Genomic DNA, 12,996 nt, shown 5'->3' with positions numbered 1-12,996 from the left:
AGCTGGATCAGACTTCGTCGGGGCTGCGCAGGTTGGTGACCTGGATGCGCTGTTCACGGCGTTGCTCTTTCTGTGACGGCATCTCGGCACGGTAAATGCCTTGATCACCGACAACCCAGGAAAGAGGACGACGCTCCTGGCCAATCGACTCCTGCAACAGCATCAGGCCTTGCAGGAAGGCTTCAGGGCGAGGCGGGCAGCCAGGCACATAGACATCCACGGGGAGGAACTTGTCGACCCCCTGAACGACCGAGTAAATGTCGTACATGCCGCCGGAGTTGGCGCACGAACCCATGGAAATGACCCATTTAGGCTCGAGCATCTGCTCGTACAGGCGCTGGATGATCGGCGCCATCTTGATGAAGCAGGTGCCGGCGATGACCATGAAGTCGGCCTGGCGCGGCGAGGCCCGGATGACTTCGGCGCCGAAGCGGGCGATGTCGTGGGGCGCCGTGAAGGCCGTGGTCATTTCCACGTAGCAGCAGGAGAGGCCGAAGTTGTACGGCCACAGGGAGTTTTTACGCCCCCAGTTGACCGCGCCACTGAGAACATCTTCAAGCTTGCCCATGAAGATGTTCTTGTGGACCTGGTCCTCTAGCAGCGAGTCGGAGACGGTTTCCCGTTCACCGATTGGATACTGCTCGTTAGGCGCATCCGGGTCGATTCTGGTGAGATTGTATTGCATTGCCAAAGCCTCATTGTTTCAGCTTCGCTTGCCGCTTACGACGAGCTTCCGGAGCCCAGTCAAGGGCGCCCACTCGGAATAGGTAGACAAGGCCTGCCAACAGAATTGCTATGAAAACGAGAGCTTCGACGAATCCGGTCCAGCCGCTTTCGCGGACGGACACAGACCATGCAAAGAGAAAGAGGGCTTCAATATCGAAGATCACGAACAGCATCGCGACCAGATAGAATTTGGCTGACAGGCGCAAGCGGGCGCCGCCAGTAGGCAGCATGCCGGACTCGAAGGGTTCGTTCTTGCTGCGGCCCCACGCCTTGCTGCCGAGCAGCGCGGACAGGCCGAGCATGAAGGCACAGAGGCCAACGACACCCAAAAGGAAAATGGCAAAGCCCCAGTTGTGGGCGATGAGTCCTGTCGAATCGGGCATGCTGAAAATCCTTATACAGAGACCAGTCTCTGCGGTTTGAAAAGAAGTAGAGCAGTGACGATATGTCGCAGCGGAATCTATCGCGCTGATTTTATGGGTAAACCCGGTGCAAGTAAAATTTCTGCAGCAAATTTATTCGTAGCATTAAGAACAAAAATCTTTCGTAACAGCCTGCAGGCCGCATGGCGCGGGCATTGCCCCGGCTTTTGTTAATTATGTTTCTTGCAAAGCGTAATGAATCCGAAACTTCGTAATGATAATTAATATCATTTATGGCTATAAGATTAGTCCTACTGTCGGGGTCAACTACAAAGTTGTGCAACATTGCCATCACCTGCAAGTTTCCGGGCTTGCTGTTCTAACTGATTTTTTCGCGCACTGCTGCGCTCTGGATCAAGGCTTTTGACGATGTGCGGGCGATCGCCGAGGCGGCGATCGCCCATTGCCCCAGCCAGTAGGCAACGATGATCAGGTAGGGCGCTGCGGCGAACTGGCCGACAAAGCGGTCAATGCCGATCAAGCTGTCAGAAAATACAAAGGCGACTGCCCCCAGTGCTGCCAGCCCGCCACAGGCCAGGGCGCGCCACAGCATTGCGGTGATGGCCAGGGCGTAGACCGTCACCGGGACCAGCAGCTCGCCCAGCCCATGACTGATCAACAAGGTCAGCAGCGCCGTGCCGACGATAGCCGAGCCCACGAAGGCGAGGGGCGCCAGGCGGCGAGTTGTGCCCAGGTAGGCGCGCAGGTAAGCCAAGTGGGCGCAGAGAAACGCCGCAAGGCCAAATACGAACAGGTCACCGGGAGCGGCGAGAAGAATGTCGCCCAGCAGCGAGAAGCCCAGGCCAATCATGATCCACTGCCGGTAGCGACCAGGCTCGGCAGACCCCAACCACACCAGCAACGCAATCACTGGAATGGGTTTGACGACAAGGCCCAGCAGTGGCGACTGGGTGGCCAGTGCATATATATAGAAGGCAGCGCCGAGCAGCGCCAGGCCGAGGAGGGTAATGGGACGAGGCATGGCCGATCCTTGGAAATCGTGTGCGCCTAGGATAGCCAATGGGGATTTATAAGAAAGTGCCGAATCGGCCACATCGCCGGGCACTGTAGGGGCGGGGTTGCCCCGCGACCTGAAAAAACAAAACCCGGAGCCCCATCACAGGCCCCGGGTCTTGCGTTTCACCCGAATCGGTCAGCGCTGATCAGTGATCAGTGGAACTGCTCTTCTTCAGTCGAGCCGGTCAGTGCGGTTACCGAAGACTTGCCACCCTGGATCACGGTGGTCATGTCGTCGAAGTAGCCAGTGCCGACTTCCTGCTGGTGCGCCACGAAGGTGTAGCCTTTCGACGCGTCAGCGAACTCTTGCTCTTGCAGTTTCACGTAGGCGGTCATGTCGTTGCGGGCGTAATCGTGCGCCAGGTTGAACATGCCGTGCCACATGTTGTGGATACCGGCGAGGGTAATGAACTGGTGCTTGTAACCCATGGCCGACAGTTCGCGCTGGAACTTGGCGATGGTCGCGTCGTCCAGGTTTTTCTTCCAGTTGAAGGAAGGCGAGCAGTTGTAGGACAGGATCTGGTCCGGGTATTCCTTCTTGATCGCTTCGGCGAAGCGACGGGCTTCTTCCAGGTCCGGCTTGGCGGTTTCGCACCAGATCAGGTCGGCGTATGGCGCGTAGGCCAGGCCGCGGGCGATGGCTTGATCCAGGCCTGCACGTACTTTGTAGAAGCCTTCCTGGGTGCGCTCGCCGATGACGAACGGCTGGTCGTACGGGTCGCAGTCGCTGGTCAGCAGGTCAGCGGCGTTGGCATCGGTACGGGCCAGGATGATGGTCGGTACGCCGGCAACGTCAGCGGCCAGACGAGCGGCGCTGAGCTTTTGAACGGCTTCCTGGGTTGGTACCAGTACCTTGCCGCCCATGTGACCGCATTTTTTGACCGAAGCCAGTTGGTCTTCGAAGTGAACGCCGGCAGCGCCTGCTTCGATCATGTTCTTCATCAGTTCGTAGGCATTCAGCACGCCGCCGAAACCGGCTTCAGCGTCAGCCACGATAGGGGCGAAGTAGTCGATGTAGCCATCATCACCTGGGTTCTTGCCGGCTTTCCACTGGATCTGGTCGGCACGACGGAACGAGTTGTTGATGCGCTTGACCACGGTTGGAACCGAATCCACCGGGTACAGCGACTGGTCGGGGTACATGGACTCGGCCGAGTTGTTGTCGGCGGCCACTTGCCAGCCGGACAGGTAGATAGCCTGGATGCCGGCCTTGACCTGTTGTACTGCCTGGCCGCCGGTCAGGGCGCCCATGCAGTTGACGAAATCTTTGTCTGGGCGGAAGGACGGGTGTGCGCCCTGGGTGACCAGCTTCCACAGCTTCTCGGCACCCATGCGGGCCAGAGTGTGCTCTGGCTGGACCGAGCCACGCAGACGTACGACATCAGCGGCGGTATAGGTACGGGTCACGCCTTTCCAGCGCGGGTTTTCGGCCCAGTCTTTTTCGAGGGCTGCAATTTGCTGTTCGCGTGTCAGTGCCATGGAAATAAACCTCGTCGCATCGGTCTTGGGTAAAAAATTCTCGCTCACACAGCGCAGATCAGAAGCCTGGCGCAAGTCATGTTCAGCGAAATATGCGACGGTCGAACGATGGGGCTCGAAGGGGGAAGTGAGCAGGCGTTGGCGAGGTTTTCGCTGCAGGGTGGCTCGTGGTTGCCGAACTGCAGTGAACAGTGCTGCCGGGTGCCTCTTGATGCGCTTCCGTCCCTCGGGACAACTTCGTTCCAGTCGCAATCTCGTCAAACTGCCTTGTGGGCTGTACAGACACGGGCCGACTCAGGTGGGTAGGTTAGAGTGCGGCTCGAAGGCCCTTTCCAGGGCCTCTGATTAGCGGGAGCGGGGCCATCATGCCTCTACCGATTGTGGTCGTCAAATGTTTTGTAGTGCTTTTTTATCACCACTACATCTTTCGTCTAATGCGACTCATCAGTCAGTTTCGAGGTCTTTGGTCGAGGCCTTGATTTACCTGGGGTCAGTCCATTTCATCGACTTTTACCCGTAAAGTCATGTTTTCACCGCGCTGGGTGCTGTAACTGAGGGCCGAAGCGCTGCGTTCGGACTGGCTTTGCTGGTTGACCCCCGCCAGAGTGATCCACTCACCCAGCTTGCCGGAGACTTTTGTGTCGGTGCTTTGAACGCTCACTACATCGGGACGTTCCTGGCTCATCCGGTCATTGTTGGTGCTGATGTTCAGGTGGACGGTATCGCCAGTGACGCTGGCGGTGACATAGAAGCCCTGGGTGACGTTGCGGTACTGGGTATCGCTTTGAATGCGTCCGTAGCCATCGGTGCTGGTACTGGTGACGGGAATGCTCTGGCCCACCTGAATCAGGGCAGGGCTGCCTTCGCTGGCCTGTACCTGCTGCATGCCGCCTTCGCGGTTGGCGGTGCCGTAGTGAATGATGCGGGCGCTGCCGCGGTTGTCCTGGAAGTTGCTGTCGTTGTTGTCGACGCTGATCAGCAGGCGTCGCGGGGCAGTGTCCAGTTGAGCGAGCAGGCTGCGCAGGCTGTCGATCTGTTCGGGGCTGGCGTTGACGATCAGTTTGTTTTCAAAGGCGCTGACCGTGCCGTTCTTGCCGAGGAAGGATTGCGCGGCGGGGAGCAGTTCGGCGCTGGTGCGATGGTTCAGCGGCAGGACTTCGGTGGCGGCCAGCGCAGTGAGGCTGAACGACAGAAGCAGAGAGGCGAGAAGGGGGCGTAGCGGCATGTCCATTTTCTCCGCAGGTGGAGTGGACATGATGGCAAATTTGCAGTGGTTTTGCTGGTTTGATCGTGGGGCAGGCCCGCTCCCACTCGTATTGTGGGAGCGGGCCTGCTCGCGATTACTTACTTAAACCAGCTCGCGCGACTCACGAACCATGTCCACATGCGGAATGCCGGCTTCGAGAAACTCTTCGCTGACCACCTTGAACCCGAGGCGCTCGTAGAACGGCGTGGCATGTACCTGGGCGCTGAGCATCTGCTGCTTGAGGTCGCGATTCTGGGCTTCGACGATCACCGCTTGCATCAGTGCGTCGCCAACCTTCAGGCCGCGCCAGTCCTTGAGTACCGACACCCGGCCGATCTGGCCGTCGGCCAGCAGGCGCGCGGTACCGATGGGGTAGTCGCCTTCAAGGGCCAGGAAGTGAACGGCGGTATTGTCGTCGGCATCCCATTCCAGCTCGGGCGGTACGCACTGTTCGGCAATGAACACGGCTTCACGAATACGGCGGATATCAGCGTTGTCTTTGTGCCAATCGGCGAGGCGAACCCGAATCTTATTCATTGGCAAATCCCAGGCTTCCTTGTTTGACCAGTTCACAGATCAAGGTCATGCCTTGATCGTTTTCAAGCCACTGTTCAAGGTTCTCGATGTGCAGCGCATCGGCGGCGCAGATCAGCTTGAGCAGTTCGCGCAGGTCGCCCGGCAGCAGGCGGCTCTGGCCGCTTGCGAACAGTAGCAGATTGTCATCAACTTCCGACCAGGCCAGGCGTGCGCTCGGGTTGCGGATCAGGAGTGCGCCATCGGCCAGGCTTTCGATCAGCTCTGCTTCATCCAGTGCTTCGCCGCTGACCAGTTCAGGGTAGCGCGGCTCGGTCATGAACTGGCCGAACCAGGTCAGCAGCAGGCGCTCGTCACTCATGTGCTCGGCCAGCAGCTTCTTCAGGCGATCCAGTGCATCGTGCTGGATCTGGTGCGGGTCGCTGACCGGCTGGGCGTCAGCGTCGGTGTAACGCTCTTCGTCCGGCAGGAACTGGCTGAGAAAGTCGGTGAAGTGGGTCAGCACTTCGGCTGCGCCCGGGGCGCGGAAACCTACCGAGTAGGTCAGGCAGTCGTCTTCGGCAACGCCGAAGTGGGCCAGGCGTGGCGGTAGGTAAAGCATGTCGCCGGGTTCGAGGGTCCACTCGTCGCTCTGCTCGAATTCAGCCAGGATGCGCAGGTCGGCGTGCTCCAGCAGCGGGCTGTCGCTGTCGCACATCTGGCCGATCTTCCAGTTGCGTTTGCCCTGGCCTTGCAGCAGGAATACGTCGTAGTTGTCGAAGTGCGGACCCACGCTGCCGCCTGGGGCTGCGAAGCTGATCATCACGTCGTCGATACGCCAGCTGGGCAGGAAGCGGAAGTGCTCCAGCAGTTCCTGGACCTCAGGGACGAACTGGTCGACAGCCTGGACCAGCAGGGTCCAATCGCGCTCAGGCAGGGTGCTGAAGGTGTCTTCCTCGAACGGGCCGCGGCGCAGCTCCCAAGGCCGCTCGCCGTGCTCGATGACCAGGCGCGACTCGACTTCTTCTTCCAGGGCCAGGCCGGCCAGTTCGTCGGGGTCGATCGGGCTTTCGAAATCTGGAAAGGCCTGGCGCACCAGCAGAGGTTTCTTCTGCCAGTAGTCGCGCATGAATTCACGGGCTGTGAGGCCGCCCAGCAGCTGCAGTGGAGTATCAGGATTCATGTGTAACCTATTGAAAAAAAGTAATTTTCTTTCGGTAATAAAAACGCCCGGCTGAGCCGGGCGTTTACGCGCAGGGCGTAGATCAGATGCGTTTGGCTTGAGCCGCAGCGTTACCGATGTAGGAGGCTGGGGTCAGCTTCTTGAGCTCTTCACGGGCTTCGACAGGCATGTCCAGGCCATCGATGAAGGTCAACAGCGCTTCAGGGCTGATGCCTTTGCCACGGGTCAGCTCCTTGAGCTTCTCGTAGGGGTTCTCGATGTCATAGCGGCGCATGACGGTCTGGATCGGTTCGGCCAGGACTTCCCAGCAGGCGTCCAGGTCTTCAGCGATGCGCTGGGTGTTGATTTCCAGCTTGCTGATGCCTTTGAGGCTGGCCTCGTAGGCGATCACGCTATGGGCGAAACCGACACCCAGGTTGCGCAGCACGGTGGAGTCGGTCAGGTCACGCTGCCAGCGCGAGATCGGCAGCTTGCTGGCAAGGTGCTGGAACAGCGCGTTGGCGATACCCAGGTTGCCTTCGGAGTTCTCGAAGTCGATCGGGTTGACCTTGTGCGGCATGGTCGAAGAACCGATTTCGCCGGCGATGGTGCGCTGCTTGAAGTAGCCCAGGGAGATGTAGCCCCAGATATCGCGGTCGAAGTCGATCAGGATGGTGTTGAAGCGGGCGATCGCGTCGAACAGCTCGGCAATGTAGTCGTGCGGCTCGATCTGGGTGGTGTAGGGATTGAACACCAGGCCCAGTTCGTCTTCGATGAAGGCGCGGGCGTTGGCTTCCCAGTCGATCTGCGGGTAGGCCGACAGGTGGGCATTGTAGTTACCCACGGCGCCGTTGATCTTGCCCAACAGCGGTACAGCGGCCACTTGTGCGATCTGGCGCTCGAGACGATAGACGACGTTGGCCAGTTCTTTGCCCAGGGTGGTGGGCGAAGCCGGTTGGCCGTGGGTGCGCGACAGCATCGGCACGTCGGCGAAGCGATGGGCCAGCTCACGGATCGACTGGGCGATCTGGCGCATCAGCGGCAGCAGTACGTCGTCCCGGCCTGCGCGAAGCATCAGGGCGTGGGACAGGTTGTTGATATCTTCGCTGGTGCAGGCGAAGTGGATGAATTCACTTACCTTGGTCAGTTCCGGCAGCTTGGCAGCCTGCTCCTTGAGCAGGTACTCGATGGCCTTGACGTCGTGGTTGGTGGTGCGCTCGATTTCCTTGACGCGCTCGGCATGCTCGAGGGCGAACTCATCGGCCAGGCCATTGAGCAGGGCATTGGCTTCGGCAGAAAACGCTGGAACTTCAGCGATTTGCGGGTGAGCGGCCAGGCGCTGCAACCAGCGCACCTCGACCAGGGCGCGGAAACGGATCAGGCCGTATTCGCTGAAAATAGGGCGCAGGGCCTGGGTTTTGCCGGCGTAGCGGCCGTCAACAGGGGAAACCGCAGTGAGCGAGGAAAGCTGCATGGGGTGTTCTCGGACAGTCAGGCTTTGAAAAGGGCGCATATCATACATGAAAAACGCGCCCGGGTCGGGTGGCTGACAAATGGTCTGCCGGTAAATCTGTGGCGTCAGTCATGGCCTCATCGCTGGCAAGCAAGCTCCCGCAGGTGCTGGGCATGCCTGCTCTGCGGGGGTGGCTTGCCAACGAGCGAGGTCAGCCGCGCAGCATCGGATACAGCTCTTTGAGCAGTTTGCGCCGGCTGATCACCAACTGCCAGCGGTGCCCGCCCAGCTGGCGCCACAGGCGTGCGGCGCGAATGCCGGCCAGGAGCAGGGCGCGAATCTTCGAGGCGTTGCTCGGTTGTTGCAGGTGGCGCATGTCACCATGCACTTGAATGCGTTGGCGCAGGGTGCTCAGGGTGTCCTGGTAGAGGGCGCCGCTGGAGGCAATGACGTTCTCGTGCACCAGGCCGAAATGCTCGGCCTGGGACTGGATCTGTGGCAGGCGGTTGCCGATCACGTCGAGCATGTCGGCGCGTTTGGCCAGCTGGCGTTCAAGGCCCAACATCGACAACGCGTAGCGCAGTGGCTCGCGCTGCAGGCTGCCCGGGTCGCGCTCGAGGGCGCTGGCCAGGGCGCGGTAGCCGTCGCGCAGGTTCAGGTCGTCGCCGCCGAACACTTCCAGGGTGTTCTGTGGATCGCGTACCAGCAGGCTGCCGAGCATGCAGCCCAGGTTGGCCTCGCTGGCCTGGCCGGTGCGGGCGATGCGGTCGACCAGTACAGCGGCCTGGAACACGCCGCCCAGGGCGATCAGTTGCTCTTGGATCGAGCTCATCAGTGGGCGCTCCACGGCTCTGCCGTTTCGATCACGCCGCCGCCCAGGCAGATCTCGCCGTGGTAGAAGACCACCGACTGGCCGGGAGTAACCGCGCGCTGGGGTTCGTCGAAGACGGCGCGGTAGCCGCTTTCTGTGAGTTCCAGGGTGCAGTCCTGATCACTCTGGCGGTAGCGGACCTTGGCGGTCAGGCGGCGCGGGTTGGACAGGTCGATCGGGTTGACCCAGAAAATTTCCGAGGCGAGCAGGGCGCGAGAAAACAGCCACGGGTGTTCGTTGCCCTGGCCGACCACCAGCACATTGCGGCTGAGGTCTTTCTCAAGCACGTACCACGGCTCGTCGCCGGCGTCTTTCAGGCCGCCGATGCCCAGGCCCTGGCGCTGGCCGATGGTGTGGTACATCAGGCCGTGATGGCGGCCGATCACCTCGCCGTCGGTGGTCTGGATCTCGCCCGGTTGTGCCGGCAGGTACTGCTTGAGGAAGTCGCTGAAGCGACGCTCACCGATAAAGCAGATGCCGGTGGAGTCTTTTTTCTTGGCCGTGGCCAGACCGTGTTTTTCGGCAATGGCACGAACTTCGGGCTTTTCCAGCTCGCCCACCGGGAACAGGGTGCGGGCAATCTGCTCGCCGCCCACAGCGTGCAGGAAGTAGCTCTGGTCTTTGTTCGGGTCCAGCCCCTTGAGCAGCTCGGTACGCCCGTCAGTGTCGCGGCGGCGCACGTAGTGGCCAGTGGCGATCAGGTCGGCGCCCAGCATCAGGGCGTAGTCGAGGAAGGCCTTGAACTTAATTTCACGGTTGCACAGGATGTCCGGATTCGGCGTGCGCCCAGCCTTGTATTCGGCCAGGAAGTGCTCGAACACGTTGTCCCAGTACTCGGCGGCAAAATTGGCGGTGTGCAGCTTGATGCCGATGCGGTCGCACACGGCCTGGGCGTCGGCCAGGTCTTCGCGGGCGGTGCAGTATTCGGTGCCGTCGTCCTCTTCCCAGTTCTTCATGAACAGGCCTTCCACCTGATAGCCCTGCTCCATGAGCAGGAGGGCGGAGACGGAAGAGTCCACGCCGCCGGACATGCCGACGATAACGCGTGTCTTTTCAGGTTCGTAAAGTGCTGGACTGGTCATAGGTACCGGCTGTGTATCTGGAAAAAGACGACGATTCTATCAAACTGCGGCCTACAAGGCATCGTCACCGTCAGTCGCGAATCAGTGTCAGGCTGTGCAGGGGGCCAGCCAGGTAGTCACCGATGCAGCGGGGTACCAGCTCGCTGCGCCAGCGTTCGGGGGCGGCCAGCAGTTCCTCGCGCGTCAGCCATACGGCGCGGACGATGTCGCTGTCCAGGGCGCGCTGGGGGTGGTGCTTGAGTGGCCGGGCGGCGAAGCACACGCGTTGGTACGTCACGCCGTTGCTGGGGGCCGTGTAGAGGTAGATGCCGACGATGCCGGTCAGCTCGACATCCCAGGCGGTCTCTTCCAGCGTTTCGCGGATGGCAGCCTCAAGCAGACTTTCGTTGGCCTCCAGATGGCCGGCCGGTTGGTTGAAGACATGCTTGCCGGCCTTGAACTCCTCGACCATGAGGAAGCGGCCCTGGTCTTCGACGATGGTGGCGACGGTGATGTGGGGTTGCCAGGTCATGGGATGGTCCTGTGTCATTTTTTTACCGGGATCAGCAGGAGCGGAGTTGCCCCGCGATCAAACCCGAAAAAGCAGAAGCCCCGGTGCGTGGCCGGGGCTTCCGATGTTACGTCAAGCTAGCCTTACAGTGCGGCAATCGCGCTGTTCAGGGTCTGGCTTGGGCGCATCACCTTGCTGGTCAGCTCGGCATCCGGGTAGTAGTAACCACCGATTTCTGCCGGCTTGCCCTGAACGGCGTTGAGCTCGGCGACGATGGTCGCCTCGTTCTCGGCCAGGGCTTTTGCCAGTGGGGCGAAGCGCGCTTGCAGGGCTGCGTCGTCGCTCTGTGCAGCCAGTGCCTGGGCCCAGTACAGGGTCAGGTAGAAATGGCTGCCGCGGTTGTCGATGCCGCCAACCTTGCGCGCAGGGGACTTGTTGGTGTCCAGGAACTGGCCGGTGGCCTGGTCCAGGGTCGCCGCCAGTACCTTGGCTTTCGGGTTGTCGTAGGCGCTGCCCAGGTGCTCCAGGGAAGCGGCGAGGGCCAGGAACTCGCCCAGCGAATCCCAGCGCAGGAAGTTTTCTTCGACCAGTTGCTGTACGTGCTTGGGTGCGGAGCCGCCGGCGCCGGTCTCGAACAGGCCGCCGTTGTTCATCAGCGGCACGATCGACAGCATCTTGGCGCTGGTGCCCAGCTCCATGATCGGGAACAGGTCGGTCAGATAGTCGCGCAGTACGTTACCGGTGACGGAGATGGTGTCCTGGCCGGCGCGGATACGCTGCAGGGATACCTTCATGGCCTCGACAGGCGACAGGACACGGATGTCCAGGCCGGTGGTGTCGTGGTCCTTGAGGTACTGCTGGACCTTCTCGATCAGCACGCCGTCGTGGGCGCGCTGCGGGTCGAGCCAGAACAGCGCCGGGGTGTTGCTGGCGCGTGCGCGGTTGACGGCCAGCTTGACCCAGTCCTGGATCGGCGCGTCTTTGGTCTGGCACATACGGAAGATGTCGCCCGCTTCGACGTCCTGGGCCAGCAGCAGGTTGCCCTTGCCGTCAACCACGCGAATGACGCCGTCGGTCTTGGCCTGGAAGGTCTTGTCGTGGGAGCCGTACTCTTCGGCTTTCTGTGCCATCAGGCCAACGTTCGGTACGCTGCCCATGGTGGTCGGGTCGAAGGCGCCGTGTTGCTTGCAGTCTTCGATGACAGCCTGGTAGATAGTGGCGTAGCAACGATCCGGTATCACGGCCTTGGTATCTTGCAGTTGGCCTTCGGTGTTCCACATCTTGCCCGAGTCACGGATCATCGCCGGCATCGAGGCGTCGACGATGACGTCGCTCGGCACGTGCAGGTTGGTAATGCCTTTGTCGGAGTTGACCATGGCCAGCGCTGGACGCACGTCGTAGACGGCCTTGATGTCGGCTTCGATCTGCGCTTGCTGTTCAGCTGGCAGGGCCTTGATGCGGGCGTACAGGTCACCGATACCGTTGTTCAGGTTGAAGCCGATCTCGGCCAGTACATCGGCGTGCTTGTTCAGCGCATCCTGATAGTACTCGGCAACGATCTGGCCGAACATGATCGGGTCGGAGACCTTCATCATGGTGGCTTTGAGGTGTACCGACAGCAGTACGCCCTTGGCCTTGGCGTCTTCGATTTCGGCGGCGATGAATTTACGCAGCGCCTTGGTGCTCATCACGGCGCAGTCGATGATTTCACCGGCCTTGACGGCGGTTTTTTCTTTCAGAACGGTGGTGTTGCCGTTCTTGTCCAGCAATTCGATGCGCAGGCTGTCATCGGCTTCGATCAGCGCGGCTTTCTCGCTGCCGTAGAAGTCGCCCTGGCTCATGTGGGCCACGTGGGACTTGGAGTCGGCAGCCCAGGCACCCATCTTGTGCGGGTGCTTGCGAGCGTAGTTCTTGACCGACAGCGGCGCGCGGCGGTCGGAGTTGCCTTCACGCAGAACCGGGTTCACGGCGCTGCCCTTGATGCGGTCGTAGCGAGCCTTGGCTTCTTTCTCGGCATCGGTGCTGGCGGCTTCAGGGTAGTCAGGAATGTTGAAGCCCTTGGCTTGCAGTTCCTTGATCGCGGCCTTGAGCTGCGGTACCGAGGCGCTGATGTTCGGCAGCTTGATGATGTTGGCTTCTGGCGTGGTTGCCAGTTGGCCCAGTTCTGCCAGGTGGTCGGCCACTTGCTTGTCGGCGCCGAGCTGTTCAGGGAAGGCAGAAAGGATGCGGCCGGCCAGAGAGATGTCCCGGGTTTCTACGGCGATGTCGGCGCAAGCGGTGAAGGCTTCGACGATGGGGAGCAGTGAATAGGTGGCGAGGGCGGGGGCTTCGTCGGTGAAGGTGTAGATGATCTTGGATCGGGTGGGCATATTCGGGTTAACTCTCTGTTTTGCTGAGCGTGCGCAGAATCTCGAGGTGCGCAGGGTAGGCGCTTCACTCAGACACATCTATGAGCAGAAGGTCGAGGGTTCTGTGCGGTGATGGTGGATTGCATCAGTCGAGTGTCAAACGGCTGAACTGCGGTAACAGCCCAGT

At 60.7% G+C, this 12,996-nt stretch carries 12 protein-coding genes; all 12 read right to left on the bottom strand.

The features are described from left to right. Positions 1-7 precede the first annotated feature (7 nt). The 12 genes from ABVN19_RS13220 to ABVN19_RS13165 all read right to left on the bottom strand — a co-directional run bounded on the left by ABVN19_RS13220 (position 8) and on the right by ABVN19_RS13165 (position 12,830). The gene (locus tag ABVN19_RS13220; protein ID WP_010220398.1) at positions 8-685 is read right to left on the bottom strand and encodes an NADH-quinone oxidoreductase subunit B; all 678 of its coding nucleotides are present in this window, start codon (positions 683-685) and stop codon (positions 8-10) included. Positions 686-695: 10 nt separating this feature from the next. Next, positions 696-1,109, bottom strand: a complete 414-nt coding sequence (locus ABVN19_RS13215) for an NADH-quinone oxidoreductase subunit A (RefSeq protein WP_028944238.1) — start codon at positions 1,107-1,109, stop codon at positions 696-698. A gap of 358 nt (positions 1,110-1,467) precedes the next feature. Then, entirely contained in the window at positions 1,468-2,130 is a 663-nt protein-coding gene (locus ABVN19_RS13210; protein WP_105642121.1) for a lysoplasmalogenase, read from the bottom strand. Positions 2,131-2,318: 188 nt separating this feature from the next. Beyond that, positions 2,319-3,644, bottom strand: a complete 1,326-nt coding sequence (gene aceA / locus ABVN19_RS13205) for an isocitrate lyase (protein ID WP_028944240.1) — start codon at positions 3,642-3,644, stop codon at positions 2,319-2,321. 490 nt (positions 3,645-4,134) lie between these two features. Continuing rightward, entirely contained in the window at positions 4,135-4,869 is a 735-nt protein-coding gene (locus tag ABVN19_RS13200) for a secretin N-terminal domain-containing protein (RefSeq protein WP_256585867.1), read from the bottom strand. A 123-nt stretch (positions 4,870-4,992) separates the two neighbouring features. Continuing rightward, positions 4,993-5,427 (bottom strand): GNAT family N-acetyltransferase, encoded by a 435-nt coding sequence (locus ABVN19_RS13195; protein ID WP_028944242.1) that lies wholly within the window; start codon positions 5,425-5,427, stop codon positions 4,993-4,995. Next, positions 5,420-6,586, bottom strand: coding sequence for a cupin domain-containing protein (locus ABVN19_RS13190; RefSeq protein ID WP_028944243.1), 1,167 nt, complete (start codon positions 6,584-6,586; stop codon positions 5,420-5,422). The genes ABVN19_RS13195 and ABVN19_RS13190 overlap by 8 nt, the downstream gene beginning before the upstream one ends. A gap of 82 nt (positions 6,587-6,668) precedes the next feature. Further along, on the bottom strand, positions 6,669-8,039 hold the full coding sequence (gene purB, locus ABVN19_RS13185) for an adenylosuccinate lyase (RefSeq protein ID WP_105642119.1): 1,371 nt from the start codon (positions 8,037-8,039) through the stop codon (positions 6,669-6,671). Positions 8,040-8,229: 190 nt separating this feature from the next. Further along, positions 8,230-8,850 (bottom strand): high frequency lysogenization protein HflD, encoded by a 621-nt coding sequence (gene hflD / locus ABVN19_RS13180; RefSeq protein WP_028944245.1) that lies wholly within the window; start codon positions 8,848-8,850, stop codon positions 8,230-8,232. After that, entirely contained in the window at positions 8,850-9,971 is a 1,122-nt protein-coding gene (gene mnmA / locus ABVN19_RS13175) for a tRNA 2-thiouridine(34) synthase MnmA (RefSeq protein WP_105642118.1), read from the bottom strand. The genes hflD and mnmA overlap by 1 nt, the downstream gene beginning before the upstream one ends. A 70-nt stretch (positions 9,972-10,041) precedes the next feature. Beyond that, positions 10,042-10,482, bottom strand: coding sequence for an NUDIX hydrolase (locus tag ABVN19_RS13170; RefSeq protein WP_028944247.1), 441 nt, complete (start codon positions 10,480-10,482; stop codon positions 10,042-10,044). A gap of 122 nt (positions 10,483-10,604) precedes the next feature. After that, positions 10,605-12,830 carry an NADP-dependent isocitrate dehydrogenase gene (locus tag ABVN19_RS13165; protein WP_028944248.1) on the bottom strand — a complete coding sequence of 742 codons (2,226 nt, stop codon included), beginning with the start codon at positions 12,828-12,830 and terminating at the stop codon, positions 10,605-10,607. Between the last annotated feature and the right edge of the window lie 166 nt (positions 12,831-12,996).

Source organism: Pseudomonas vranovensis, assembly GCF_040438935.1.
Lineage (GTDB): Bacteria > Pseudomonadota > Gammaproteobacteria > Pseudomonadales > Pseudomonadaceae > Aquipseudomonas > Aquipseudomonas vranovensis.
The sequence above is the reverse complement of the archived record's forward strand: the minus strand, read 5'-3'. Positions and strand labels throughout refer to the sequence as shown.

Coding starts and splice junctions, on each gene's coding strand:
- ABVN19_RS13210 (WP_105642121.1), bottom strand. CDS start 2,130: ATGCCTCGTCCCATTACCCTCCTCGGCCTGGCGCTGCTCGGCGCTGCC.
- ABVN19_RS13190 (WP_028944243.1), bottom strand. CDS start 6,586: ATGAATCCTGATACTCCACTGCAGCTGCTGGGCGGCCTCACAGCCCGT.
- ABVN19_RS13165 (WP_028944248.1), bottom strand. CDS start 12,830: ATGCCCACCCGATCCAAGATCATCTACACCTTCACCGACGAAGCCCCC.
- ABVN19_RS13215 (WP_028944238.1), bottom strand. CDS start 1,109: ATGCCCGATTCGACAGGACTCATCGCCCACAACTGGGGCTTTGCCATT.
- ABVN19_RS13170 (WP_028944247.1), bottom strand. CDS start 10,482: ATGACCTGGCAACCCCACATCACCGTCGCCACCATCGTCGAAGACCAG.
- ABVN19_RS13220 (WP_010220398.1), bottom strand. CDS start 685: ATGCAATACAATCTCACCAGAATCGACCCGGATGCGCCTAACGAGCAG.
- ABVN19_RS13200 (WP_256585867.1), bottom strand. CDS start 4,869: ATGCCGCTACGCCCCCTTCTCGCCTCTCTGCTTCTGTCGTTCAGCCTC.
- mnmA (WP_105642118.1), bottom strand. CDS start 9,971: ATGACCAGTCCAGCACTTTACGAACCTGAAAAGACACGCGTTATCGTC.
- purB (WP_105642119.1), bottom strand. CDS start 8,039: ATGCAGCTTTCCTCGCTCACTGCGGTTTCCCCTGTTGACGGCCGCTAC.
- aceA (WP_028944240.1), bottom strand. CDS start 3,644: ATGGCACTGACACGCGAACAGCAAATTGCAGCCCTCGAAAAAGACTGG.
- hflD (WP_028944245.1), bottom strand. CDS start 8,850: ATGAGCTCGATCCAAGAGCAACTGATCGCCCTGGGCGGCGTGTTCCAG.
- ABVN19_RS13195 (WP_028944242.1), bottom strand. CDS start 5,427: ATGAATAAGATTCGGGTTCGCCTCGCCGATTGGCACAAAGACAACGCT.